Raw genomic sequence first — 23102 nt, 5'->3', positions numbered from 1 at the left:
AGAGTCGGCCATCGAAGACTCAGCGTCCCTTCCAACGGATGAAAGTTAGCCTAACCTAACCTGCGACGTTGTCACTACCGCCTCGCCAGGCCCGCCACAGCCGTGCGTACCAGCCGCCCAGCGCGACCAACTCCTCGTGCGTGCCCTGCTCCACCACGCGGCCCGCGTCCAGCACGGCGATCCGGTCGGCGGACATCGCCTGGGTCAGCCGGTGCGCCACGAACAGCGTGGTACGCCCCGCGCACGCGGCCAGCACGGACCGCTCCAGCTCGGCGGCGCCCTCGCTGCCCGCCTCGGCGGTCGACTCGTCGAGCACCACCACGGGCGCGCGGCCCAGCACCAGCCGGGCCAGGGCGAGCTGGGTGACCTTGGTGACGTCCAGGCGCTCGCCGCCCTCGCCGACCGTGGTGTCCGGCCCCTCGGGCAGCGCGTCGGCCCACTCCTCGGCGCCCACCGTGCGCAGCGCTTCCCGCAGTTCGGCGTCCGTCGCGTCCGGCGCCGCCAGCCGCAGATCGTCGGCGAGCGGGCCGGAGAACACGTGCGTCTCCTGCGTCAGGATGCTCACCAGGGCCCGCGCCCCGGCCTCGTCCAGCCCGGCCAGATCGGTCTGCCCGATGCGGACCGACCCGGCCTCCGGCGTCCCGATGCCCGCGATCAGCGCGGCCAGGGTCGTCTTCCCCGCGCCCGTGGCGCCTACGAGCGCGAGGGAGCCCCCGGCCGGGATCGTCAGGCCGACGTCCCGCAGGACCGGTTCCTCGGTGCCCGGGTAGCGGAAGGTCAGCCCCTCCACGGTCACCGGGAGCGGCGCGACGCCCGCGCGGGCCACGGGCGCGTCGCCCACCAGCCGGTCCTCGGCGTCCTCGCCCAGCACCCCCACGAGCCGGGTCAGGCTGGCGCCCGACTTCTGCGCCTCGTCGAAGGTGAACATGATGGCGCCCAGCGGCGTGAAGAGCCGGTGGAACATCAACGGGGCGGCCGAGACCTGGCCCAGGCTGGCGGCGTCGGCCTCCAGCAGCGCGTACCCCACCACGATGATCAGGACCAGGCCGATGAACTCCGCGCGGTTCTCCCGCCCGACGAACCGGCCGAAGAAGCGGAACACCTCGACGCCCAGGTCGCGCACCCGCCACGACTTCTCCGTGACCTTCTCGCGGAAGGCCCCCTCCAGCCCGTACGCGCGCACCGTGTCGATGCCGTCCAGCCCGCTGATCAGCGCCTGCGCGCGGTCGGCCTGGGCGGCGCGCTGCTTGCGGTAGAGCGGTGCGGAGCGGGGCAGGTACCAGCGCAGCGCGAGCGCGTAGGCGGGCAGCGCGCCGGCGCCCGCGAGGCCCAGCCGCCAGTCCAGCCCGAACATGCCGACGGTGGCGATGGCGACCAGCACGCCCGCGGAGAAGACCGTGGGGATCGCCATGCGGATGCCCTTGGACAGCACCGCCACGTCGTCCCCGACGCGGGAGAGCACATCGCCCCGGCCGACCTGCTCGATCCGCGCGCTCGGCATGCCCAGCACCGCGCGCACGGCGCCCTCCCGCAGCGTGGCGAGGAGATCGGCGCCCAGCCGCCCGATGAGGTACGTGGACACGGCGGTGGCCACCGCGCCCAGCAGCGCGGCGGCCACGAGCACCACGCCGATCGTGGCGAGGACCGAGCGCGGCTCGTCTCCGACGACCCCGTCGACCACGCGGCTGAGCAGCAGCACGGGGAGCACCTGGAGCGCCGCGCCCGCCACCGTGGTGAGCACGGTGGCGGTCGTCAGCCAGGGCTTCTCGCGGCAGTGCTCGCCGACCCAGCGCGCCGCCTCGCGGCCGCTCGCCGTGCGCAGGGTGTTCCGGGCAGGCCTGGGGTCGGGGGTACGGGCGCCGGGGTGCGTCTCGGTCGTGCTCACGCCTGCCGCTACCCGGCCGACTTCACGAGCTCGTCGATCGCGTACGGCAGGGAGAGCAGCGTCGCCTGGGACATGGCCGCGCCGACGGCCGGGCCCTCGCTGTCGAGCAGATAGGAGACCTTGTCCTTCTTGACCGCGTCCAGGTTGGCGAAGAGCTTGAACTTCTTCAGCGCCTTCTGGTCGGCCTTGTCGTTGATGACGAAGATCCGGTCGACGTCGACCAGGTCGACGCGCTCGGGGGAGAGCTCGACGGAGAACTTGTCGCCCGCGATCTTGTCGATCTTCTTCTCGCCCTTGAAGCCGATGCCGGACAGCAGCTGCCCGCGCACGTCCTTGGTGGTGAAAGGTGCCACCGAGTTCTTGTACCAGGACAGCGCGACGGCCGTCTGGTTCTTGAAGTCCGGGTGCTTCTTACGGGCTTCCGCCATCTGGTCCTCGATGCCCTGGACCAGCTTGTCGCCCTTCTTCTCCTGGCCCAGTGCCTTGGCGATGTGGCGCGCGTTGTCCTGCCAGGGCGCGCTGAAGGGCTCCTTCTCGGCCTTGGTGCGGCCCACCGTGGGAGCGATCTTGGAGAGCTTGTCGTACGCGGCCTGGTCGATCTCGGAGTAGACCGCGATGATCAGGTCGGGGCGCAGGGAGGCGATCTTCTCGTAGTTCGGCCCTGAGTCGCCGTTCTTCATGATGACCTCGGGCTTGGTGTCGCCCCACTTGTCCTTGACCCAGGGCCACTGGGTGTTGATGTCGGGGGACTTGCCCTGCGGGTTGGGGTACTGGTCGGTCATGCCGACCGGCTTGGTGCCGAGCGCGAGGGCCGCCTGGTCGTCCGTGTAGCCGACGGTGACGACGCGGCGCGGGGCCTTGTCGACCTTCGTGGTGCCGAACGCGTGCTCCACGCTGACCGGGAACGAGCCCTTCGCGGCGGCCGGGCTGTCGTCGCTCGGCTGGTCCGACGAGTCGGAACCGCATCCCGCGAGGAGGCCGACGCCGAGAGCGGCGGCGGACACCGTCGCCGCCAGCCGCCGTGCCGACTTCTGGAGCGTCGTTCTGTGGAGGAGCATGCGTCAGTCCCCTGCTTTCGCGCTGGCCATAGATGAGGTAAGCCTAGCCTAAATATGCCTTGCGCGGATCTAGTTGAGCCGCACGTGCGTGCGGCCGATCGGGACGATGAGCGGCCGGTCGCCCACCGGGTCGTCGATCACCTGAGCCCGCAGCCCGAACGCCTCGTCCAGCAGCTCTGCGGTGATGACCTCGCGCGGATGGCCCTGCGCCAGGATCGACCCGTCCTTCATCACGATCAGGTTGTCGCTGTACCGCGTCGCCAGGTTGAGGTCGTGCAGCACCATGACCACCGCGCACCCCGTCTCGTGCAGATCGTCCACGAGGTCGAGCACGTCGATCGCGTGCGCCAGGTCCAGATACGTCGTCGGCTCGTCCAGCAGCAGCAGATCGGTGCCCTGGGCCAGGGTCATGGAGATCCATACGCGCTGGCGCTGCCCGCCCGAGAGCGAGTCGACCGGCCGGTCGGCGAGGTCGGCGACGCCGGTCATCGCGAGCGCGCGCTCCACCACGCCGGCGTCGTCCGAGGACCACTGGCGCAGCCAGCTCTGGTGCGGATGGCGGCCCCTGGCGACCAGGTCCGCCACCGTGAGCCCCTCGGGCGCGACGGGCGCCTGCGGCAGCAGGCCCAGCTTCTTGGCCACGTCCTTGGTCCTGAGCTTGGCGATGTCGTCGCCGTCCAGCACGACCGTTCCCCTGGCGGGCTTGAGGAGCCGTGAGAGGGTCCGCAACAGGGTCGTCTTGCCGCAGCCGTTGGGGCCGATGATCGTGGTGATCACCCCGGGCGGTATCGCGACGTCGAGCCCGTCGATGACGTTCCGGCCGCCGTAGCCGACCGTGACGTCACGGACGGCCAGACGTGCGCCGTCGGTACGGGCGGTACGGGCGGTACGGGATCCGTCCGTACGCGACACTTCCGTACGCGCGGCGTCCGCGTCCCCGGGGACGGTCTTCGTCCCGCCGGTACCGGTCCCGGTGATGTGCTGAGCGGCCACAAGACCCCCTCGACTTAGGTTCGCCTAGCCTTTGTACATCGATCGGAGGTTCGCCCGCACCAGCAGGTACACGAGGAACGGTCCGCCGATCGCCGCGGTGACCACGCCCACGGGCAGCGTCATCGGCAGCGCCACCCGCGCCACGAGGTCGGAGCCGATCAGCAGCACCGCCCCCACCAGCCCCGAAGCGGCCAGCGGCGGCGTCGGGTGCCGTGCGAGCCGCATCGCCACCTGCGGTGCCACCAGCGCGACGAACGGGACCGGCCCCGCGGCGCTGACCGCCACACCGGCGAGCAGGACCGCGCACAGCAGCAGGACGGCCCGCACCCGCGTGAACCGCACGCCCAGGCCCGCGGCGATCTCGTCGCCGAAGTGCAGCGGCTTGAACTGGAAGGCCACGCAGGTCACGACGGCGAGCAGCGCCACCGTGGACCACCCAGCCACCCCCACCTCGTCCCAGGAGCGGTCCTCCAGCGAGCCGACCAGCCACGCCTGTGCCTTGGCCACGTCCCTGATGTCGGCCCTGACCAGCAGCCAGGTCGTGAGCGCCTGCGTCACGGCGCTCACCGAGATGCCGATGAGGATGAGGCGGAAGCCGTCGATCCCGCGCCGCCAGGCGAGGAAGTACACCAGCAGCCCCGCGCCGAGCCCGCCCGCCAGCGCCGCGACGGAGAGGCCCACGGAGCTGGTGACGGCCATGGCGGCGCCGCCCGACGTGGTCACCAGGAACACCGCGACGACTCCGGCGCCGCCGGTGATGCCCAGCACGTCCGGGCTCGCCAGCGGATTGCGCGCCACGGACTGCGTGATCGCCCCGGACACCCCCAGCGCGATCCCCACCACGAGACCGGCAAGGGCGCGGGGCATGCGCAGGTCCATGATGACGAACTCGTCGGCCTGCTCGCCCCGTCCGACGACCGTGGCCATCACCTGCGGCAGTCCGATCTGGAAGTCGCCGGTGCCGATGGAGAGGCAGAACACCAGGAAGGTCGCCGCCGCCAGCAGCAGCGTGACGCCCATGACCCAGGGCCGCCAGACGAACGACAGCGGGCCGAGCCGCACTCCGGGCGGCACCGACGGCTTCCCGGGCTCCACTTCCGTCCCGCTCATCGTCCCGTTCACGGTGTCGCTCATGCCTTCCTGAACTTTCCGCGCCAGACCAGCGCCGCGAAGAACGGGGCGCCCAGCAGCGCGACGACGACTCCGGCGTCCAGCTCGCCCGGCCGTACGACCAGGCGCCCCACGATGTCGCAGACCAGCAGGACGACCGCCCCCAGCAGCCCCGCGTACGGCACCAGCCAGCGGTAGTCGGGCCCGGTCAGATACCGGGCCACGTGGGCGACCATGAGGCCGAGGAAGGCGATGGGCCCGCACGCGGCCGTCGCCGCGCCCGCGAGCAGGGTGATGGCGAGGATGCCGACGGTCCGGCTGCGCGCGATGTTCACGCCCAGCCCCCGCGCCACGTCGTCGCCCAGGTTGAGCAGGTTGAGGGCGGGCAGCGTGGTCAGGGCCAGCACCAGGCCGACGGCGATGAAGGCGGTGACCGGCCAGATGACGTCGAAGCCGACCCCGGCCACCGAGCCCGTGTTCCAGAACCGCAGCGCGTTCAGCGACTGCTTGTCCGAGAGCGCGACGGCCGTGGTCATCGCCGCGAGGAACACCGTGATCCCCTGCCCGGCCAGGGCGAGCGTCAGCGGATTCCCGGCCCCCCGCCCCAGGCTCGCCAGCCCGAACACGACGACGCCCGAGAGCGCGGCGCCCGCGAAGGCGAACCAGACGTACTGGAACGGATTGCTGAAGCCGAACAGGGCGATCACCGACACCACGGCGAACGAGGCACCCGCGTTCACGCCCAGCAGCCCCGTGTCGGCGATCGGGTTCCGGGTGTACCCCTGGATCAGCGCCCCGCCCACGCCCAGCGCGACACCCGCGACGACCGCGAGGACCGTACGGGGCACCCGTACGGTCCGCACGATCAGCCGGATCTCGGTGAGCCGCTGGTCCGGGTCCGGGGGAGCGAAGAGCCCGTGCCACACGTCGGCGGGGCTCAGCGCGCGCGCCCCGACGGCCAGCGACAGCGCGGCCGTGACCACGAGGAGCACCGCCAGCGCGAGCAGCCCCGTCAGCCGTCGCCGACGGGCCCCCGTCGTGGTTCCCCCGGGGGCGGGGCGCTCAAGTGCGGTTGTGGACATGCCGACGTACGTTATCCCTTCGGTGCCGGACCACCGGACGGGACCTCCGACGGTGCGCCGGCGAGCAGCGAGTCGAGGATGTCCCCGACCCGGACCGCGGTGTTGGAGAGCAGCGACGAGGTGATGCCGTGCGTGTGCTCGGTGCCGCCCTGGAGGTAGATGCCGCAGCGCAGCCCCGGGTCCGTCGCCACGCGGTAGTCGCGCTCGACGCGGACGCGGCCCTCCTCGTCGCGCAGGCAGCGCCCGGCGGTCTCGCCGAGCAGCCCGAGGGGGTCGGAGGGCCCGTAGCCGGTGGCGAAGACCACGAGGTCCGCGTCGAGAGCGGTCTCCTCGCCGGTGACGAGGGACTGCACGGTGGCGCGGACGTGGCCCGGGGTCTCCTTCACGTCGGCGAGCCGGGAGACGTTGAAGAAGCGCAGCCGCTCGGTGCCGAGGACCTTCTCCTGGTACATCTGCCGGTACAGGCTGTCGATGAGATCGATGTCCACCACGGAGTAGTTGGTGTTGCCGTGGTAGTCCATGAGCTGCCGCTTGATGTTCTCGGGCGCCGCGAAGTAGTCGTCGACGGCGCCCGGGTCGAATATCCGGTTCGCGAAGCCGCTGTCGTCGGCCGGGCTGTAGCCGTAGCGGGAGAACACCGCGCAGACCTCGGCCTCGGGGAAGCGGCGGCTCAGATAGGCGACGTTCTCGGCGGCGCTCTGTCCCGCGCCGACGACGACGAACCGGGAGGGAGCGGCGCCCTCCTGGCCCTCCAGCGCGTCGATCCTCTTCAGCAGCTCGGAGTTGTGCCACACGCGGTCGCCGCGCTCGACGCCCTCCGGCATGAGGGGGCGCAGCCCGGTGCCGATGACGAGGTTGCGGGTCCGGTGCACCTCCAGCCCCTCGCCGGAACGGACCGTGACGTCGAGGAACTCCACGTCCCCGTCGGGCCCGTCGCTCCCGTCCCGGACCACGGGGGTGACGCCGACGACCTCGTGACCGTAGGAGACCATGTCGCCGACCTGCGCCGCGGCCCACTCGAAGTAGTCGTGGAACTCGACGCGGAGCGGGAAGAGGCTCTTGTGGTTGATGAAGTCGACCAGCCGCCCCCTGCTCTTGAGGTAGCACAGGAAGCTGAACTCGCTGGCCGGGTTCCGGAGCGTGACCAGGTCCTTGAGGAAGGAGACCTGCATGGTCGCGTCGTCGATGAGCATGCCGCGGTGCCAACCGAAGCGCGGCTGCTGCTCGAAGAAGTGCCCGGTGACGGCCTCGTCCCTGCCGGCGCGTGCGTTGTGCTCGTGGAGCGCGATCGCCATGGCCACGTTGGACGGGCCGAAACCGATGCCGATCAGGTCGTGGACCGTGGGGGTGTCACCAGGAAGAGCCCGTGACATGTCACTCCTATCGTGAGCGGCTCACCATCACAACTTAGGTGAGCCTAAGCTAAACCTGGAGGGCTGTCGATAGGGCGGGCCGGACGATGGACGGAGGCCGTCCTCCCCCAACTGGGGTATCGCATGCGCGCATTGGCCACTAAGGTAAGGCTTGCTTTAGTTTCTGCTGGTCAGTCCTGCCCTGAGAGTCACGCACTGAGGAGGAGCCCATGCGGGTCGTCATGTTCGGTTACCAGACCTGGGGCCACCGCACCCTGCGAGCCCTGCTGGACTCCGAGCACGACGTGGTGCTGGTCGTCACGCACCCCAAGAGCGAGCACGCGTACGAGAAGATCTGGAGCGACTCCGTCGCCGACCTCGCCGAGGAGCACGGCGTTCCGGTGCTGATCCGCAACCGCCCCGACGACGACGAGCTGTTCGAGCGCCTCAAGGAGGCCGACCCGGACATCATCGTGGCCAACAACTGGCGGACCTGGATCCCCCCGCACCTCTTCGCCCTGCCCCGCCACGGCACGCTCAACGTCCACGACTCGCTGCTGCCCCAGTACGCGGGCTTCTCCCCGCTCATCTGGGCCCTCATCAACGGCGAGTCCGAGGTCGGCGTCACCGCGCACATGATGAACGACGAGCTGGACGCGGGCGACATCGTCCGCCAGGAGGCCGTGCCGGTCGGCCCCCGCGACACCGCGACCGACCTCTTCCACAAGACCGTCGACCTCATCGCCCCCGTCACCATCGGGGCGCTCGCCCGCATCGCCGCCGGGGAGACGGAGTTCACCGCGCAGGACCGCTCGCGGGCCAGCTTCTTCCACAAGCGCGCCGCCGAGGACATCCGCATCGACTGGACCTGGCCCGCCGAGGACCTCGACCGCCTGGTCCGCGCCCAGTCCGAGCCGTACCCGAGCGCGTTCACCTTCCACCGGGGCAAGCGCCTCGAAGTCCTCGGCGCCGTGGTCTCCCAGGGGCGCTACGGCGGCACGCCGGGCCGGATCTTCTACCGCGAGGGCGAGGGCGTGGTGATCGTCGCCGGGGCCGACGCGCGCACGGGCCGCAACCATGGGCTGGCGATCACCCGCGTGCGTACGGAGGACGGGCGCGAGCTGGCGGCCACCGACTACTTCACGTCGATGGGCGGCTATCTGACCAACCGCCCCTGACGCGTGCCCCGTGACCGGGAGGCCGCCCCACGCGAGCGGCCTCCCGGACGGACGGGCGTACGGGCGTACGGATGGGGAAGCGGTCAGTCCTGGACGACCACGTTGCTGCCCGGGCCCCCGGAGAGGGTGTCCCGGCCCGCGCCGCCGTACAGCTTGTCGTCGCCGCTGTTGCCCCACATGCGGTCGGCCCCGGCGTTCCCGTACATGAGGTCGTTGCCCTTGCCGCCGTACATCTCGTCGTCCCCGTCGGCGCCGTAGAGCTTGTCGGCGCCGTCGTCGGCGTGCATGATCTGGCCGCCCTTGCCGCCGCGGAGCACGTCGTCGCCCGCGCCGCCGCTCAGGAACTCGCCGCCGTCGGTGGTCGAGACCGTGTCGTCGCCGTCGTCGCCCGCGGCGGACCCGTACGCGCCTATCGCGAGGACGTCGTCACCCGCGCCGCCGTGCACCGACGCGCCGTCGTCCTTGCCGCCGTGGTCGCTGTTCCACTTGTCCTTTCCGTCGCCCAGCCGGACGGTGTTGAAGTAATAGACCTGATCGGTCGCATTGTCGAAGGTGGCGGAGTCGTCGCCGTCGCCCAGGTCCATTTCCAGGGATTCGAGCGGCGACTGGCTCTCGGGCGCTTCGACCGTGCACGAAATCCTGGTCTTGTCCGAGGCGTCCGGGTGCTCGCACCCGTCCCCGGTCTCGACCGGGACCGAGTCGTCGATGACGAAGGTGAACTGCGAACGGTCGTCGTTGTACGACTGCTCGATCGCCACCTTGTTGGCCTGACCAGCGGCGGCGGTGTAAGTGAGGTGCCATCCGTACTCGTTGACCGAGGCGGTGGCCGCGGGCTCGGCCGCCGCCGCAGGCCCGGCGAGAGCGAGCGGGACGGCCAGCCCTGTGCCGAGAACGGATGCCAGCACGGACACGGACAGGGCACGGCGCGTCCGGCGGCTGCCGGGGCGAGAGGACATTGCATAACCTCCAAGAGGTGGGGTGAATTCCTTTCGCGATGTGTGACAGCCGGGATATCCACTCGGTTGCCCGCCTTCGGCGAGTAAATGGATTGTGCAATATTATGGACCGTGGAATTCATGCACGGTTCCCGATCCATTCACCGAAGGCGGGCCAGGACCGCCAGGACCGTCAGTCCGCCGGGAGCACCGTGAGTTCGCGGTGCGTCAGATTGAGGCGCTCGCCGCCCTGTTCGGTCACCGTGACGATGTCCTCGATGCGGGCGCCGAAGCGGTCGGGCAGATAGATGCCCGGCTCGATCGAGAAGGCCATGCCCGGCTCCAGCGGCAGGTCGCTGCCCGCGACGATGTACGGCTCCTCGTGGGTGGACAGGCCGATGCCGTGCCCCGTGCGGTGGATGAAGTGCGGGCCGTATCCGGCGGCGGTGATGATGTCCCGTCCCACGGCGTCGAGCTGCTCCGCCGTGATGCCCGGGCGCACGGCGTCGGTCTGCGCGGCCTGGGCCCGCTCCAGGACCGCGTACAGCTCGCGGAACTCCTCGGGCGGCTCGCCCACGGCGTACGTCCGCGTGGAGTCCGAGCAGTAGCCCTCCGGCGTCGTGCCGCCGATGTCGACGACCACGGGGTCGCCGGAGCGGATGATCCGCTCGCCCACCTCGTGGTGCGGGCTCGCGCCGTTGGGGCCGGAGCCCACGATGACGAAGTCGACGGTGACGTGCCCCGCCTCCATGATCGCGTCCGCGATGTCCCGGCTCACCTCCTGCTCCGTACGGCCGGGACGCAGCCACTCGCCCATGCGGCGGTGGACGCGGTCGATGGCCGCACCGGCCCGGCGCAGCGCCTCGGTCTCGGCGGGGGACTTGCGCATCCGCAGCTCGCGCAGCACGTCACCGGCGAGGACCTGCTCGGTGCCGGGCATCGCGCCGCGGAAGGCGAGGAGCTTCTCGGCCCACATGTGGTTGTCGACCGCGACGCGGCCGGAGCCGCCCGTACCGCTGGTGCCGCTCGCGCCGCCGGGCAGGCGGCGGGCGACGAGTGCGTACGGGTCGTCCGTCTCGTCCCAGCCGACGATCTCGATCCCCAGCCCTCCGGCCGCCGAGGCCCGCGCCGCGGGCTCCTCCAGCGCGGGCACGACGAGGAAGGGGTCGCCCGCCGCCGGGAGGGCGAGGCAGGTGAGCCGCTCCAGCGGCAGTGCGTGATAGCCCGTCAGATACCGCAGGTCCGCGCCCGGCGAGACGAGCAGCGCGTCGATCCCCGCTGCGGCGGTCACCTCGCGGGCACGGGCGAGACGGGTGGCGCCCTCGTCGGCGGGGGCGGATGCGGACGGGAGTTCGGAAGGCTCGATCATGCCCGCCACGGTAGCGTCACCGCCGCCACGGAAGCCTCTCCACCGAGGCGATGTCGCCCCTCGCCAGCAGCCCGAAGAGCCGGAGGATCTCCTCGCGGGCGACCTCCCGCAGCTCCCCGGGAGGTGCCGAGCCGTCCTCCGTGTTCTCCCAGACGAGCAGGCCGTCGCGGAACGCGCTGAGGTACCAGCCGCTCTCGTGGGACAGCGACACGTCCGGGTGCTCGTCGTCCGCTTCGGCGAGGCCGTCCAGCACGCGGGCCCTCGTCTCCGGGTCCGGTTCGTCGACCGTCGCGCCCATGACGTCATGCATGAAGTGGCTCATGCGCCCATTCCCTCACGCGGCGCTCCGCGCCCGGACGCGGGTGCGCCGGGTACCGGGTACGCGTGTGCCGTAGGCCGCACTTCGCACATCGGCGGATGCGTCGCTCCTATCACCACTTGGCATCATTCCGCCGGACCCTGCCCCCGCACAGACTCTCCGGCAGCAGGAATCCCACCGGAAGGACCGGCCCCGCCCCCACGTTCCCGCGTTCCCCACGCGGCGGCCGGTCTGCGGACCCACAAGGAGACCCCCCGATGAGAAACCGAAGAACCGCTCTGTCGGTGACGCTCGGCCTGGGCGTGGCCGTCACCCTCGGCCTGGGCGCGGGCCCCGCCTCCGCCCAGGAGGCACCCACCCCCTCCGCTCCCGCGCTCACCTCGGGCACGCAGGGCTACACGGGCGAGAGCCAGAAGACGAACGAGAAGTTCTTCAAGGCCGTCGTAGAAGACGCCCTGAAGAAGCAGGCCGCGAAGCCGGGCATCCAGCTCGTCACGGTCAACTACTCGGCGAGCGGCGCCCCGACCTTCAGGAACCAGATAGCCAACAGCACGGCCGTATGGAACTCCTCCGTCCGGAACGTGCAGCTCCGCGAGGGCGGCAACGCGTCGTTCAGCTACCGCGAGGGCAACGACCCGCGCGGCTCGTACGCGCAGACCGACGGACACGGACGCGGCTACATCTTCCTCGACTACCGGCAGAACCAGCAGTACTCCTCCAACCGCGTCGTCGCCCACGAGACCGGCCACGTGCTCGGCCTGCCGGACCACTACTCGGGTCCCTGCTCCGAGCTGATGTCGGGCGGCGGCCCCGGCACGTCCTGCAGGAACGACCGGCCCAACGCGACGGAGCGCGCCCGCGTCGACCGGCTCTGGCAGAACGGCGTGGCGAGCGTCGCCTTCGACAAGGTGGCCTTCGGCAAGTAGCCCTGACCCCCGTCCCTACGGGCCTTCGGCACCCGGCACCCGGTACGCGGCCGCACCGCGCGTGCCGGGTGCCGTCCGACGTCCCGTCGTCAGATCACGCGGAACAGGTCGGCCGCCGCGTGGACGTCGGTGAGGTCCTCCACCGAGCGGAGGTTGTCGCACAGCGTGTCCAGCACCGAGTCGGCCTCGGCCGCGCGCGGGGCGCCGATGGCCACGCCGAAGACGCGGAAACCCAGCGCGCGCTTGGCCTCCCGCCAGCCCCGCATCCACTCCTCGGTGACCTCGCATTCGTCGTCGGTGAGCATCACGATGTCCCCGCGCGTACGGGCCGCGTCGTTGAACTCCTCCTCCAGCAGCGCGCCCGCCGCCGACAGCGGCGCCTGGTAGCTGGTGCCGCCGCCGAGGAAGCTCTCGGCGAAGTCGAGCACCTGGAGGGGATCCGCGGGCGCGTCGGCGGGGAAGCGGAAGACGCGGACCTTGTCGGCGGCCGAGAAGAGGATGCCGACGAAGTCCCGCCGGGCGTGCCGGGCCTGGTCCAGCAGGGCCAGGGCACACCCCTTGGCCCACGCCTCCCGGGTGACCCCGCCGGGCCCCGCCTCGTACATGGAGTGCGAGGTGTCCACGCACGCGATCACGGCGCCCTGCCCGGTGGGCCGCTCGCCCTGGCTCTCGTAGAGCATCAGCTCCCCGGCGGCGTACCGCGCGGCGAACACCGCGCGCAGCTCGGGCAGGCCCAGATTGGCCAGCTCGGAGGGGATGAGGCGCGAGAGGTCGTCGCCGAGGGTGACACCGACCAGCTCCCCGCCCGCGTTCTCGACCTTACGGGCGCGCTCCCCGCCCGCCATCTGCCGGAAGCGGCCGATCAGTTCGGCCCACTGCGCGAGCCGGCTGGTGCGCAGCCGCTCGGCGAGCCGGGCCCGCTGCTCGTACGGCAGCCGTTCCAGCTCGCCGGGGTCCACGCCCCACGCCCGCAGCAGCGCGACCTCCTCCCGTTCCGGCCCGGGCCCCGGCGGCGCCGCCGCGTTCCGTACGGCGCCGGGAGCGCCCGGCTGTGCGGGGGCGCCGGACGCCTGGACGGCCTGTCGCGGAGCCTCGGCGGCAGGAGCCGGTGTCGGTGCCGGAGCCGGTGCCGTACGGGAGGCGTCGTCATCGGCCCGGACGGGGGCGGGGACGGAGGCGGGGGCCGGGGTCGGGGCCGGTCGGGGGTCTCGTTGCGGGGCGTCGTCCCGTTCGCGCTCCAGCATCCGGCGCACCGCCGCGGCCTGGGCGAGCACGGCCATGGCGGCGGCGTACGGGTCCCCGGCCGTCTCCCGGCGCAGCACGGCGAAGTCCGCCGACTCCACGAGCGCGCCGACGACCTGCCGCTGGACGCGCCGGGACGGCGCCATCTCCTCGGGCCCGCGCAGCCGGGGGCCGGTCTTGTAGGCGGCCAGGAAGACGTCGGCGAGGAGGTCGGCGGCGTGCTCGTGGCGCGCGCCCAGCTCCTGGGCCAGCTCGCGCAGCGCCGCCGACCGCTCGAACGTCTCGCTCCAGGCGGCCCGGTCGAACCGGTCCGCGACCACGACCGACGTGTGCTGTCCGGCGCCGTCTCCGGCGGAACCGTGCGGTGTCTCGTCCATGATCAGCGCTGGGCTGCCTGCGCCACGCTGGCGTCCACGCCGAGCGCCTCGGTGAGCACGCGGGCGCGGACGGCGCGCTGGCGGGCGGTGACCCGGTCGATGGCGGCGGTCGAACGGCCCGCGCGCGCCGCCTCCGCGCGCAGCAGCTCCAGCCGCTTGCCCGCCTGGGCGAGCTGGCCGTGCGCCTTTCTGATCACCCAGTCGCTCAGCGCCTCGCGCGACTGCCCGGCCAGCGCGTCGAGCTGCGTCTCCAGCTCCTCGACGGTGTCGGCCAGATCGAGGGCCTCCTTGGCGTCGGGGTTGACCAGCTGCAGCACCTCGCGCTCGACGGTGGGCCGTTCGGCGGGGGAGCCCCACAGCACATGGGTGAGCACCGACAGATCGGCCTCGGCCACCTCCGTACGGCCGTCGAGGTACGCGGAGGCCTGGAGCAGGCCGACCGCCTGGCGCCAGCGGCGGTCGGAGGCGACCAGCTCCCTGCGGCGCAGGGCGGCCCGCAGCGTGCACACCGCTTCGACGATCGCCTCGGGGACGTCCACCGCCGGGACGCCTTCGCGCACCGCGTGCGTCAGCTCGGCCAGTCCGACGGTGGTGCGCGCCGGCGTCTCCGGGCGGCGGACGGCGGAGCGGACGAGCGCGGCGAAGTTCGAGGGGTCCTCCAGGTATCCGACCTCGATCCGTACGAGCAGCCGGTCGTAGATCGCGGCGGAGTCCTCGCCGCTGGGCAGCTCGTTGCTCGCGGTGATGGCGCCGATGAGGGGGCAGGGGATCGGGGCGCCGCCGTTCTCGGGGTGGTAGATCCGCTCGTTGAGATAGCCCAGCGTCTCGTTGAGTGCCGCCGTGGAGCACTTGAAGATCTCGTCGATGAACGCGACGTGCGCGGTCGTGGCCCGCCCGTCGTAGACCTGGCGGTACTCGCCACGGGCCAGCGCGGCCACGTCGATGGGCCCGAAGATGCGCGTCGGCGCCGTGAACTTGGAGAGCAGGATCTCCCAGTAGGACGCCCCGTCGATCCGTCCCGCCAGTTCCCGGGCCATCTCGGACTTCGCCGTTCCGGGCGGGCCGAGCACGAGCGAGTGCTGCCCGGCGAGCAACGTCACCACGAGCGTGCGCACCACGTCGGCACGCTCGTAGAAGCGGTCCGCCAGCTCGTCGCCGATCATCCGCAGCCGCTTCGCGGTGTCCTCCGCGTCCCGCGCGCCCTCCGCGCCCTCCGCGTCCCGTACGACCTCAGCGTCCTGTACGCCCATGCCCAAGCCAACCCCCTGCCGGTGACGCCGGAATGTCCCCGCGATCGATCCTTTGTCCGAGCAAGATTACGCGGGCGGATCCCCGTAGGGTCGGACAGATGATCATCTGGTTGAACGGAACCTTCGGAGCCGGGAAGACCACCACGGCAGGGGAGCTCACCGCGCGGGTCCCGGACTCGCGGCTCTTCGACGCGGAGAAGGTCGGCGAAATGCTCTGGCACGTCCTGGGCGTCCCGGAGCGGGACTTCCAGGACTTCCCGCCGTGGCGGGGGCTCGTCGTGGAGACGGCCAGGCAGGTGCTCGACCACGTCGGCGGCACCCTGGTCGTCACACAGACGGTGCTGGTGGAGTCGTACTGGCGGGAGATCCACGGCGGGCTGACCCGGGCCGGGATCCCGGTGCACCACTTCCTGCTCCACACCGACCAGGAGACGCTGGTGGAGCGCATCGAGACCGACACCAAGCCGGAGAGCGTCGAGGGACGCCAGTGGCGGCTCGACCACCTCGCCGACTATCAGCGGGCCCTGCCCTGGCTGCGCGCGGCGGCCGACGTCGTCGACACGACCTCGACCCCGCCCGGCCGGGTCGCGGAGACCGTCATGTCGCGGGTGCCGGCCCGGTGACGACGGTGGTGACGCGGGAGTGTCCGGCGGCGGCATCGATTACCCGCGGATAATCGAGCGGTATCCGATTCAGCGTTGTTCCAGGGCACGGCATCGGCTGGGATGGGTGGCACACCGACGCGGAACCGTACCTCGTCACGGCGGACGGACCGCCGTCCCCGCCCTCATCCCAGGAGACGCGCATGCGACGTCTGACCTACTTCGTCGGCGCCAGCGTGGACGGCTTCATCGCCGACACCGACGGCTCCCTCGACGCCTTCTTCCCACTGCCCGACGGCCTCGTCGAGCACGTGGTGGCCCACTATCCGCAGACCCTGCCCACCCATCTCCACGAGCAGCTGGGGGTCAGCGACCCCCAAGGTCCCTTCGACACCGTCGTGATGGGCCGCGGCACCTACGAGCCCGGCCTGAAGGAGGGCGTCGCGAGCCCGTACTCCCATCTGCGGCAGTACGTGTTCTCCACCGGCATGACCAGCCCGGACCCCGCCGTCACCGTCGTCTCCACCGACCCGGCCGAGGCGGTACGGGAACTCAAGCGCGAGCCGGGCGAGGGGATCTGGCTCGCCGGAGGGGGCGGCCTCGCCGCGGCGCTGGCGCCCGAGATCGACGAACTGATCGTGAAGTTCTACCCGTTCGTGCTCGGCGCGGGCATCGGCATCTTCAACGGCCCGATCGCGCCTCTCCACCTCACCCTCACCGGCACCGAGGTCCTCGCGGGCGGCGCCGTCGTCCACACCTACACCCGGAACTCGGCGAGGAGGCCCGCGTGAAGACGCTGCAGACGGTCACGCTGCTGGCCGCCACGCTCGCCACCGGCCTGATGGCGGGGCTGTTCACCGCCTTCTCCTACGCGGTCATGCCCGGTCTGGGCCGCTCCTCCGACCGCACGATGGTCGAGGCGATGCAGAACATCAACAAGGCCATCCTCAACCCCGCCTTCATGCTCCCCTTCATGGGCGCCCTCCCGCTCCTCGGGCTCGCCACCTATCTGGCCTGGCGCGGGCAGGGCCGCCAGGCGCTGCCCTGGATCATCGGCGCACTCGTGCTGTACGTGATCGCCTTCGCGATCACCAGCGCCGTCAACGTCCCCCTCAACGACCAGCTCGCCGGGGCCGCGAACCCGGACAGCGCCTCGGGAGCCGCCGCGGCCCGGGAGAAGTTCGAGAGCAGCTGGGTCCTCTGGAACACCGTGCGTGCCCTCGTGCACACCGCGGCCTTCGTCTGCCTCCTGTGGGCCCTGATCACCTACGCCGCCCAGCAGCTGCACGACAGCAACGCGTCGGGCGCCCGCGGACAGGGCGTCCGGAGCGGGGTCCCGGTCGCCGGGGCCGGTCCGGCTCCCGCCGTCGGGCCGTGGTCCCCGTCGACTCCGTCGGCTCCGGTGGCTCCGTGGTCCCCGTCGGCTCCGGCCGGGGCGCCGGGGTCACCGGTCTGACGCCCGCGCCGCCGCCCGCTCTGGGCACAGGGGTCACCCCTTGATCCGGTCCGGGACCGCCTCGTCCACCGGGGGCGGCCCGGGCCGGTCGGCGTCCGTGCCGCCCCCGGACCCGGCCGGGCGGAGGGCGTACGCCAGCAGCGCGGCGGCGGCGAGGGCGATCAGCATCAGGACAGCCGAACCGGCGTGCATGGCCTTGATGAACGCCGCGTCGGCGGCGTCCGCCAGCGCGGGGCGGTCGAGCGTCGCGGCGAGGTGCCGGGCCTGTTCGGCGGAGACCTGGGCCTGTTCCCGTACGGGGGCGGGGGCACCGTCCAAGGAGCTCTCGACGGCGTTGCGGTAGACGAGCGACATGAGCGTGCCGCCCACCGCGATCCCGAGCAGACTGCCGGTCTGCCGGACGGTGTTGAGGACCGCCGAGCCCGCTCCGGCCCGGTCCAGCGGCAGGGTCGCCAGCAGCGCGGCGGTCACCGGGCCGATCACCATGCCGATCGAGAGGCCCTGGACCAGCAGCACGCCCTCGATGGGCAGGAGCGGCGTGTGCTGCCCGAACTGGGTGAAGCAGCCCATGGCCAGAGCCGTCGAGGTCAGCGCCGTGCCGGAGACGCGGAGCAGCGACCAGCGGCGCACCAGGCGGACGCCGAGCGGCGCCCCGACGATCGTCCCGAGCGCCGCCGGGGTGGTGGTGAGCCCGGCCTCCAGCGGCGAGAAGCTGCGTACGCCCTGGAAGTAGAAGGCGCCGTAGAAGCCCGAGGCCGTCATGGCGAGGAGCAGCAGCCCGACCGCGGCGTTGCCCCCGCCGAACATCCGCCGGGCGAGCAGCCGGGGGTCGAAGCTGGGCTGCCGGTGGCGCAGTTCGGCGCGGACGAAGGCGGCCAGCAGGGCCAGTCCGGCGGCGGCCGGTCCCCAGACCTCCGGGTCGCTCCAGGACGTCACCTGTCCGGCCCGGATCAGCCCGTACGCCAGCGACGCGAGCCCGGAGACGGACAGGAGGAGCCCGGTCACGTCGAGCGTACGGCGGGTGGGGCTGCGGAAGTCGGGGATCAGCGTGAGGATGCCGACCAGGGCCAGCACCACGACCGGGATGTTGACGAGGAAGACCGAGCCCCACCAGAAGCGGTCGAGCAGCACCCCGGCCAGCAACGGGCCCGCGGCGACCCCGACACCGGCCGACGCCGAGGAGATGCCGATCGCGGTCGTCCGCGCGGGCCCGCTGAACGTCCACATGAGGACGGCCATGGAGGCGGGCATGATCAGCGCGCTGCCCAGGCCCATCGCGGCCCGGGCGGCGATGAGTTGGCCCGGCCCCGCGGCGTAGGCGGCCCAGACGGAGGCGGCGGCGAAGACCGCCATGCCGGTCGCGAGCACGGTCCGGTGGCCGAAGCGGTCGCCCAGGGCGCCCGCGGTGAACATGAGCGTGGCGAAGACCAGGGTGTACGAGCCGGTGGCCCACTGCAGCTCGGCCGGGTCGGCGCCCAGTCCGCGCGCCGGATCGGCGAGGGTCTCGAAGGCGGTGGTGAGGATCGTGTTGTCGAGCCAGATCAGCAGCGAGGACGACAGGAGGACGGCGAGGATCAGCCGCTGCCGGGTTCTGGGCAGCGCTGGGGACGTGGTCATGGATACCTTCGGTAGAATCGACAGGAACCTGACGGCTTGAGTGTGAGAGAACGTCAAGAACCTGTCAATCTCCGCAGCTTGAGGAGGACGCACGGTGGAATCGGACGGTCCCGGCCGGGACGGAACCGGCTCGCTGACCTTCATGGTCCGCAGGGCCTGGCTGAACATGCGGGCGGCGATCGGCGCCGAACTGGAGGAGTTCGGGCTGTCCACCTCGCAGTACGCGACCCTGATGATGACCGCCGCACAGCCCGGCCTCTCCGTCGCGGAGATCGCCCGCAGGGTCGCGAGCACCCGGCAGGCCGCCAACGAGATGCTCGGCAGCCTGGAGCGCGAGGGCCTGATCGAGCGCCGCCCCAACCCCTCCGACCGGCGTACGCAACAGGTCCACGTCACCGAGCCGGGGCTCGCCCTCCTGGCGAAGGCCCGGATCGCGGTCGACCGCCGCGAGGCCGAACTGGAGGCCACGCTCCCGCCGGAGCAGCGGCGCGCGATCCGCGACTGGCTCGAAGGCATCGCGGACGCCTGCCGCTGACCCCGGACGGCGGCCCCGTCTCCATGGCCGCGGCGACCTCGCCGGTCGCGGGCGCCATGGACGTCGTCCTCTTCGCGGATCCGGCCAACGCCACCAGCAACGCCCTCTACCAGCGTCTCGGCTTCGTCCGGCTCGTCGAATTCGCCGTGTACGACGTCCCGTTCACCGGTGGGGCTGTGACGCAGGTCGCAGAGGAAGGGTGACACGACGCTGTCGCGGCCCGCTGCGACGGTCGGCGGCATGACGATCACAGATGAGGACTGCCTCCCCGAGACCCTCGCGTTCAACGAGCGGTACGCGGCCGCCGCGGCGAGCCGTCCCGCACGCGGGCGGGCCCCGGACGCGCGCACCCTGGCGCTCCTGCGGCGCAACCGGCTCGGCGGCGACACGCCACCGGAGAGACTGCCGCACGGCCAGGACCGCGTCGTCGGGAACGGGGTGCCGGTGCGGGTCTTCGTGCCGGACCTCGTGGACGGCGTATATCTGCACTTCCACGGCGGCGGCTGGGCGTTCGGCTCGGCGGGCGGGCAGGACGAGCGGCTGTGGCGGCTCGCCGGGCAGGCGCGGCTGGCCGTGGTGAGCGTGGACTACCGGCTCGCGCCGGAACACCCGTTCCCCGCCGGACCTGACGACTGCGAGACGGCCGCCCGCTGGCTGGTGGAGCACGCCGCGGCCGAGTTCGGCACCGAACGGCTGCTGATCGGCGGCGAATCGGCCGGTGCGCACCTGGGCGTCGGCACGCTGCTGCGCCTGCGCGACCGGCACGGCATCACGGGGGCGTTCCGCGCCGCCCACCTGCTCTTCGGCCCGTACGACCTGTCGATGACCCCGAGCCAGCGCACGTTCGGCTCCCGGGGGCTGCTGAGCGGCACGGACTCCCTCCGGGGCAGCTACGAGCTGTTCACGCCGGGGATGGGGGAGGAGCAGCGCCGCGATCCCGAGGTGTCGCCCCTGTTCGCTGAGCTGGCCGGGATGCCGCCCGCGCGGATCGTCGTCGGCACCGAGGACCCGCTGCTGGACGACTCGCTCTTCCTGGCCCAGCGCTGGGAGGCGGCCGGTGCGGCCGTACAGCTCGGCGTCGTCGCCGGGGCGATGCACGGCTTCACCCTGTTCCCGCTGACCGTGACCGCGCGGGAACTGCGGCGCGAGCGGGACTTCCTGGCCGCCGCGTGACGCTGGCGTCGGCCGCGCCGGTAGCGTCACCGTCATGAACCGGACCGCACGGCTGTACGCGCTGGTGGAGGAGCTCCGCGCGGCGGCGCCACGCCCGCTCACCGTCGCGGCGCTCGCCGCGCGGTTCGAGGTCAGCGCCCGCACGGTGCAGCGCGACCTGCAGACCCTGATGGAGACCGGCGTCCCGGTGCGCTCCGTCACCGGCCGGGGCGGCGGCTGGTCCATCGACCCGGAGATGACCCTGCCCCCGGTCCACTTCACCGCCGGCGAGGCCGCAGCGCTGACCGCCGCGCTCGCCGCGACCGGCGCCACCACGCCCTACGCGGACGCCGCCCGTACGGCGGCCCAGAAGATCACGGCCTCGATCGCCGGTCCCGCCTCGGCGGCGGCCAGGGAGCTCGCCGCGCGGATCGTCGCCCTGCCGACAGGCCGCGGCTCCGCCGTCCGTACGGCGGTGGAGCGCGCCCTCGCCCGCAACCTGGTGCTGCGGCTGTCCTACACCGACGCGGCGGGCCGCGCGAGCGACCGCGTCGTGGAACCGGCCGGACTGCTCACCGCGGACGGCCGCTGGTACCTCATCGCCTGGTGCCGTACGCGCGGGGCGGGCCGGGGCTTCCGGCTGGACCGGATCGTGGAGGCGGAGCCGACCGGTGAGCAGGCCCGGCCCCACGACCTGGCCGAACTGCTGCTCGGCTCGGCCGGGGCGGGCGCGGTGCGGCCCACCGCGCTGACCCCGCTCACCCGGTGACCGTGACGCCGTCCCGGGTGCCGTCACCGAGGCCGCTCAGCGCCTCCATGGCCGCACGCTCCACGCGCGCGAGGTCGCCGAGGACGGCGCCCGCCCGTACGAGGGGACGGGTGTCACCCGACTCACCCGTCTCGCCCGTCTCGCCCGACTCGCCCGGCCCACCGGCCTCGGCGATGAGCGCCGCGGTCTCCGTCCAGAGCGTGGCCGCCTCGGCGTACAGCCGGTGCCCGGTGCGCAGACGGTGGTCGTCGAGGAGTTCGAGGGACTCGGCGAGGAAGTCGCGGTAGAGGTTGCGGAAGAGGGCGCCGCCGGTGCCGCCCCGCTCCATCAGGAAGGCGGCCCGCGGCAGATCGCGCCGCGGATCGTCCGTGCGTGAGAGCCAGGTGGGGACGAGCCGTGCCGCCTTCGCGATGCCCCGGTGGCCGAGGTTGGCGATGGGCGGATGGAGGAACGCGTCGGCGCACGCGGTGATCGCGGGCACGAGGTGCTCCCGGGGCAAGGGAGGGCCGTTCGGCGCCGTGAGGGTGAACGACCGGTGCCTCGCCGTCATCGGACCGCGCGCGGCCCTCGCCCGGGCGAGGCTCGCCAGGCTCGTGGCCACCGCCCCGCCCTGCTGCTCGGTGTCCACGAGGTGGGCGTCGCGGTCGTCGTAGCCGTACATGGCCACGACATGGCCGCCGAAGTGCACCTTCGTGGCGAAGTGGTCCAGGTGGTAGCTGTCGAGCTGGAGCCCGACGGGCCGTCCGGCGCCGAGCGGGGCGGCCACGTTCTCCCATGCCCTGCGGGCCGAGCCGGTCTCCTTGACCTGGAGGTCCAGTCCCAGGCGGGCGGCCAGGTTCCGGGTCAGCTCGAAGGGCCTGACCCGGCCGCCGAGGAAGGGGAAGTCCATGTTCTTGCTGTCCCAGTAGACGAAGGACAGCCCGGCGCCGAGCCCGAAGAGCATCGGCTCGGACAGCTCCAGCCCCTCGTGCCGCAGCAGCACCCCCAGGGCGGTCGTCTCGCAGTGCCGCATGCCGCGCGGATCGATGCCGCTCACCCGTGTGTCGCTCGCCTGCGTCATGCCGCGCCCTCCTCGACGGGAACGACCACCCGGGTCGTCAGCTCCTCCTGCGGTGCCTCGTCTGGCCCGACGAGATACGCCTCGCGTACGGGCGCGCGCGGCCGCAGCCCCTGCTCGTGCACGGCCGCGAACAGCGCGTTGTACGCCAGGGGCACCTCGGCGTAGGACCCGATGTGCGTGGTCGCGGCGGCGCGCCCGCCGGGCAGCTCCTCGCACTCCACGCCGGGCACCGCGACGTCCCGCGGCACCCGCGCCCCGACGGCGATCTCCATCCGCTCCGCCAGGTCCAGCGGGTACAGCCCCCACAGCGGCGGCTCCCACGCCACCCCCGCCCCGCCGAGCGCGGAGAGCAGCCGGCCGACGCACGCCCCGACCGTCTCCCCGATCTCCGGGGGAGCGCAGCGCGAGCGTACGACCGCGAGGCGCCGCTCCGGCTCGCCGCCCAGCTCCACCTCGTAACCGGGCAGACCGCCCGCCGCGAGCCGCTCCAGCATCCGCATCCGCGCCTGGTCCCTGCTGATCCGCTCGGCGACCCGGTCCCGCTCCGTGCGCAGGATCCGCGCCCGGTCCTCCGGTCCGGCGGCCAGCGCCCGGGCGATGACGGGCAGGGGGAGGTCCATCTCGCGGAGCAGCGCGATGGTCAGGGCGTCGCGCGCCTGCTCCGGCGCGTAGGAGCGGTAGCCCGTACGGGCGTCCACGTGGGCGGGGCCGAGCAGGCCGGTCTCGTCGTAGTGCCGCAGCTGTTTGACGCTGAGGCGGCAGAGGCGGGCGAAGCGCCCGATGGTGAGGAGTTCGTCGCGCACGCCCTCATGGTGGACTCTCCTACGGGGGGAGA

The 23102-nt window shown here is 72.5% G+C and carries 23 protein-coding genes; 9 read left to right on the top strand and 14 right to left on the bottom strand.

The features are described 5' to 3' along the window. Positions 1–55: 55 nt before the first annotated feature. The 6 genes from ACGF3A_RS26185 to ACGF3A_RS26160 all read right to left on the bottom strand — a co-directional run bounded on the left by ACGF3A_RS26185 (position 56) and on the right by ACGF3A_RS26160 (position 7501). On the bottom strand, positions 56–1885 hold the full coding sequence (locus ACGF3A_RS26185; protein ID WP_393732765.1) for an ABC transporter ATP-binding protein: 1830 nt from the start codon (positions 1883–1885) through the stop codon (positions 56–58). An 8-nt stretch (positions 1886–1893) separates the two neighbouring features. Continuing rightward, positions 1894–2943: an iron-siderophore ABC transporter substrate-binding protein gene (locus ACGF3A_RS26180; protein ID WP_393732764.1), complete on the bottom strand. Its 1050-nt coding sequence runs from the start codon at positions 2941–2943 to the stop codon at positions 1894–1896. A 69-nt stretch (positions 2944–3012) separates the two neighbouring features. Next, a complete protein-coding gene (locus ACGF3A_RS26175) occupies positions 3013–3855 on the bottom strand; it encodes an ABC transporter ATP-binding protein (protein WP_393733382.1) in 843 nt (280 codons plus the stop codon). A 105-nt stretch (positions 3856–3960) separates the two neighbouring features. After that, positions 3961–5046 (bottom strand): FecCD family ABC transporter permease, encoded by a 1086-nt coding sequence (locus ACGF3A_RS26170; RefSeq protein WP_393733381.1) that lies wholly within the window; start codon positions 5044–5046, stop codon positions 3961–3963. Between the two features lie 20 nt (positions 5047–5066). Beyond that, positions 5067–6128 carry a FecCD family ABC transporter permease gene (locus ACGF3A_RS26165; protein WP_393732763.1) on the bottom strand — a complete coding sequence of 354 codons (1062 nt, stop codon included), beginning with the start codon at positions 6126–6128 and terminating at the stop codon, positions 5067–5069. A gap of 11 nt (positions 6129–6139) precedes the next feature. Further along, entirely contained in the window at positions 6140–7501 is a 1362-nt protein-coding gene (locus ACGF3A_RS26160) for a lysine N(6)-hydroxylase/L-ornithine N(5)-oxygenase family protein (RefSeq protein WP_393732762.1), read from the bottom strand. A 209-nt stretch (positions 7502–7710) separates the two neighbouring features. On the opposite strand from ACGF3A_RS26160, the gene ACGF3A_RS26155 reads away from it, so the two are divergent. Beyond that, complete coding sequence (locus tag ACGF3A_RS26155) at positions 7711–8658, top strand: methionyl-tRNA formyltransferase (RefSeq protein WP_393732761.1); 948 nt, start codon at positions 7711–7713, stop codon at positions 8656–8658. 83 nt (positions 8659–8741) lie between these two features. On the opposite strand, the gene ACGF3A_RS26150 is transcribed toward ACGF3A_RS26155, so the two are convergent. From ACGF3A_RS26150 to ACGF3A_RS26140, 3 genes are all read right to left on the bottom strand, one after another. Next, a complete protein-coding gene (locus ACGF3A_RS26150) occupies positions 8742–9614 on the bottom strand; it encodes a calcium-binding protein (protein WP_393732760.1) in 873 nt (290 codons plus the stop codon). Positions 9615–9786: 172 nt separating this feature from the next. Beyond that, entirely contained in the window at positions 9787–10962 is a 1176-nt protein-coding gene (locus ACGF3A_RS26145; protein WP_393732759.1) for a M24 family metallopeptidase, read from the bottom strand. A 16-nt stretch (positions 10963–10978) separates the two neighbouring features. Beyond that, a complete protein-coding gene (locus tag ACGF3A_RS26140; protein ID WP_393732758.1) occupies positions 10979–11284 on the bottom strand; it encodes a hypothetical protein in 306 nt (101 codons plus the stop codon). A 254-nt stretch (positions 11285–11538) separates the two neighbouring features. On the opposite strand from ACGF3A_RS26140, the gene snpA reads away from it, so the two are divergent. Then, the gene (gene snpA / locus ACGF3A_RS26135; RefSeq protein ID WP_393732757.1) at positions 11539–12207 is read left to right on the top strand and encodes a snapalysin; all 669 of its coding nucleotides are present in this window, start codon (positions 11539–11541) and stop codon (positions 12205–12207) included. An 89-nt stretch (positions 12208–12296) separates the two neighbouring features. On the opposite strand, the gene ACGF3A_RS26130 is transcribed toward snpA, so the two are convergent. Then, complete coding sequence (locus ACGF3A_RS26130) at positions 12297–13826, bottom strand: VWA domain-containing protein (protein ID WP_393732756.1); 1530 nt, start codon at positions 13824–13826, stop codon at positions 12297–12299. 2 nt (positions 13827–13828) lie between these two features. Beyond that, positions 13829–15076, bottom strand: a complete 1248-nt coding sequence (locus ACGF3A_RS26125; protein WP_393732755.1) for an AAA family ATPase — start codon at positions 15074–15076, stop codon at positions 13829–13831. Positions 15077–15174: 98 nt separating this feature from the next. On the opposite strand from ACGF3A_RS26125, the gene ACGF3A_RS26120 reads away from it, so the two are divergent. The 3 genes from ACGF3A_RS26120 (at position 15175) to ACGF3A_RS26110 (ending at position 17134) form a co-directional block, all read left to right on the top strand. After that, positions 15175–15699 (top strand): AAA family ATPase, encoded by a 525-nt coding sequence (locus ACGF3A_RS26120; RefSeq protein ID WP_393732754.1) that lies wholly within the window; start codon positions 15175–15177, stop codon positions 15697–15699. Between the two features lie 182 nt (positions 15700–15881). Beyond that, positions 15882–16469, top strand: a complete 588-nt coding sequence (locus tag ACGF3A_RS26115) for a dihydrofolate reductase family protein (protein WP_393732753.1) — start codon at positions 15882–15884, stop codon at positions 16467–16469. Beyond that, entirely contained in the window at positions 16466–17134 is a 669-nt protein-coding gene (locus ACGF3A_RS26110; protein ID WP_393732752.1) for a DUF1772 domain-containing protein, read from the top strand. Before ACGF3A_RS26115 ends, ACGF3A_RS26110 begins: the two co-directional genes overlap by 4 nt. Positions 17135–17167: 33 nt before the next feature. On the opposite strand, the gene ACGF3A_RS26105 is transcribed toward ACGF3A_RS26110, so the two are convergent. Next, a complete protein-coding gene (locus ACGF3A_RS26105; protein ID WP_393732751.1) occupies positions 17168–18751 on the bottom strand; it encodes an MFS transporter in 1584 nt (527 codons plus the stop codon). A 94-nt stretch (positions 18752–18845) separates the two neighbouring features. On the opposite strand from ACGF3A_RS26105, the gene ACGF3A_RS26100 reads away from it, so the two are divergent. Genes ACGF3A_RS26100 through ACGF3A_RS26085 form a run of 4 tightly spaced genes read left to right on the top strand, consistent with a single transcriptional unit; the run spans position 18846 to position 21207 of the window. Further along, positions 18846–19286, top strand: coding sequence for a MarR family winged helix-turn-helix transcriptional regulator (locus ACGF3A_RS26100; RefSeq protein WP_393732750.1), 441 nt, complete (start codon positions 18846–18848; stop codon positions 19284–19286). 23 nt (positions 19287–19309) lie between these two features. After that, entirely contained in the window at positions 19310–19489 is a 180-nt protein-coding gene (locus ACGF3A_RS26095) for a GNAT family N-acetyltransferase (protein ID WP_393732749.1), read from the top strand. Between the two features lie 37 nt (positions 19490–19526). Continuing rightward, the gene (locus ACGF3A_RS26090; RefSeq protein ID WP_393732748.1) at positions 19527–20459 is read left to right on the top strand and encodes an alpha/beta hydrolase; all 933 of its coding nucleotides are present in this window, start codon (positions 19527–19529) and stop codon (positions 20457–20459) included. A 34-nt stretch (positions 20460–20493) separates the two neighbouring features. Beyond that, positions 20494–21207 carry a helix-turn-helix transcriptional regulator gene (locus ACGF3A_RS26085; RefSeq protein ID WP_393732747.1) on the top strand — a complete coding sequence of 238 codons (714 nt, stop codon included), beginning with the start codon at positions 20494–20496 and terminating at the stop codon, positions 21205–21207. Here the strand turns inward: ACGF3A_RS26085 and ACGF3A_RS26080 are convergent. Beyond that, positions 21197–22267 (bottom strand): BtrH N-terminal domain-containing protein, encoded by a 1071-nt coding sequence (locus ACGF3A_RS26080; RefSeq protein WP_393732746.1) that lies wholly within the window; start codon positions 22265–22267, stop codon positions 21197–21199. The genes ACGF3A_RS26085 and ACGF3A_RS26080 overlap by 11 nt on opposite strands. Beyond that, entirely contained in the window at positions 22264–23070 is an 807-nt protein-coding gene (locus tag ACGF3A_RS26075) for a MerR family transcriptional regulator (protein ID WP_393732745.1), read from the bottom strand. The genes ACGF3A_RS26080 and ACGF3A_RS26075 overlap by 4 nt, the downstream gene beginning before the upstream one ends. Positions 23071–23102: the final 32 nt, after the last annotated feature.

Source organism: Streptomyces sp. NPDC048172, assembly GCF_043202595.1.
GTDB lineage: Bacteria > Actinomycetota > Actinomycetes > Streptomycetales > Streptomycetaceae > Streptomyces.
The sequence above is the reverse complement of the archived record's forward strand: the minus strand, read 5'-3'. Positions and strand labels throughout refer to the sequence as shown.

Excerpts from the sequence above, each read along its gene's own strand:
- ACGF3A_RS26180 (WP_393732764.1), bottom strand. The coding sequence starts at position 2,943 with ATGCTCCTCCACAGAACGACGCTCCAGAAGTCGGCACGGCGGCTGGCG.
- ACGF3A_RS26170 (WP_393733381.1), bottom strand. The coding sequence starts at position 5,046 with ATGAGCGGGACGGAAGTGGAGCCCGGGAAGCCGTCGGTGCCGCCCGGA.
- ACGF3A_RS26165 (WP_393732763.1), bottom strand. The coding sequence starts at position 6,128 with ATGTCCACAACCGCACTTGAGCGCCCCGCCCCCGGGGGAACCACGACG.
- ACGF3A_RS26160 (WP_393732762.1), bottom strand. The coding sequence starts at position 7,501 with ATGTCACGGGCTCTTCCTGGTGACACCCCCACGGTCCACGACCTGATC.
- ACGF3A_RS26155 (WP_393732761.1), top strand. The coding sequence starts at position 7,711 with ATGCGGGTCGTCATGTTCGGTTACCAGACCTGGGGCCACCGCACCCTG.
- ACGF3A_RS26150 (WP_393732760.1), bottom strand. The coding sequence starts at position 9,614 with ATGTCCTCTCGCCCCGGCAGCCGCCGGACGCGCCGTGCCCTGTCCGTG.
- ACGF3A_RS26145 (WP_393732759.1), bottom strand. The coding sequence starts at position 10,962 with ATGATCGAGCCTTCCGAACTCCCGTCCGCATCCGCCCCCGCCGACGAG.
- ACGF3A_RS26140 (WP_393732758.1), bottom strand. The coding sequence starts at position 11,284 with ATGAGCCACTTCATGCATGACGTCATGGGCGCGACGGTCGACGAACCG.
- snpA (WP_393732757.1), top strand. The coding sequence starts at position 11,539 with ATGAGAAACCGAAGAACCGCTCTGTCGGTGACGCTCGGCCTGGGCGTG.
- ACGF3A_RS26130 (WP_393732756.1), bottom strand. The coding sequence starts at position 13,826 with ATGGACGAGACACCGCACGGTTCCGCCGGAGACGGCGCCGGACAGCAC.
- ACGF3A_RS26125 (WP_393732755.1), bottom strand. The coding sequence starts at position 15,076 with ATGGGCGTACAGGACGCTGAGGTCGTACGGGACGCGGAGGGCGCGGAG.
- ACGF3A_RS26120 (WP_393732754.1), top strand. The coding sequence starts at position 15,175 with ATGATCATCTGGTTGAACGGAACCTTCGGAGCCGGGAAGACCACCACG.
- ACGF3A_RS26115 (WP_393732753.1), top strand. The coding sequence starts at position 15,882 with ATGCGACGTCTGACCTACTTCGTCGGCGCCAGCGTGGACGGCTTCATC.
- ACGF3A_RS26105 (WP_393732751.1), bottom strand. The coding sequence starts at position 18,751 with ATGACCACGTCCCCAGCGCTGCCCAGAACCCGGCAGCGGCTGATCCTC.
- ACGF3A_RS26095 (WP_393732749.1), top strand. The coding sequence starts at position 19,310 with ATGGCCGCGGCGACCTCGCCGGTCGCGGGCGCCATGGACGTCGTCCTC.
- ACGF3A_RS26090 (WP_393732748.1), top strand. The coding sequence starts at position 19,527 with ATGACGATCACAGATGAGGACTGCCTCCCCGAGACCCTCGCGTTCAAC.
- ACGF3A_RS26085 (WP_393732747.1), top strand. The coding sequence starts at position 20,494 with ATGAACCGGACCGCACGGCTGTACGCGCTGGTGGAGGAGCTCCGCGCG.
- ACGF3A_RS26080 (WP_393732746.1), bottom strand. The coding sequence starts at position 22,267 with ATGACGCAGGCGAGCGACACACGGGTGAGCGGCATCGATCCGCGCGGC.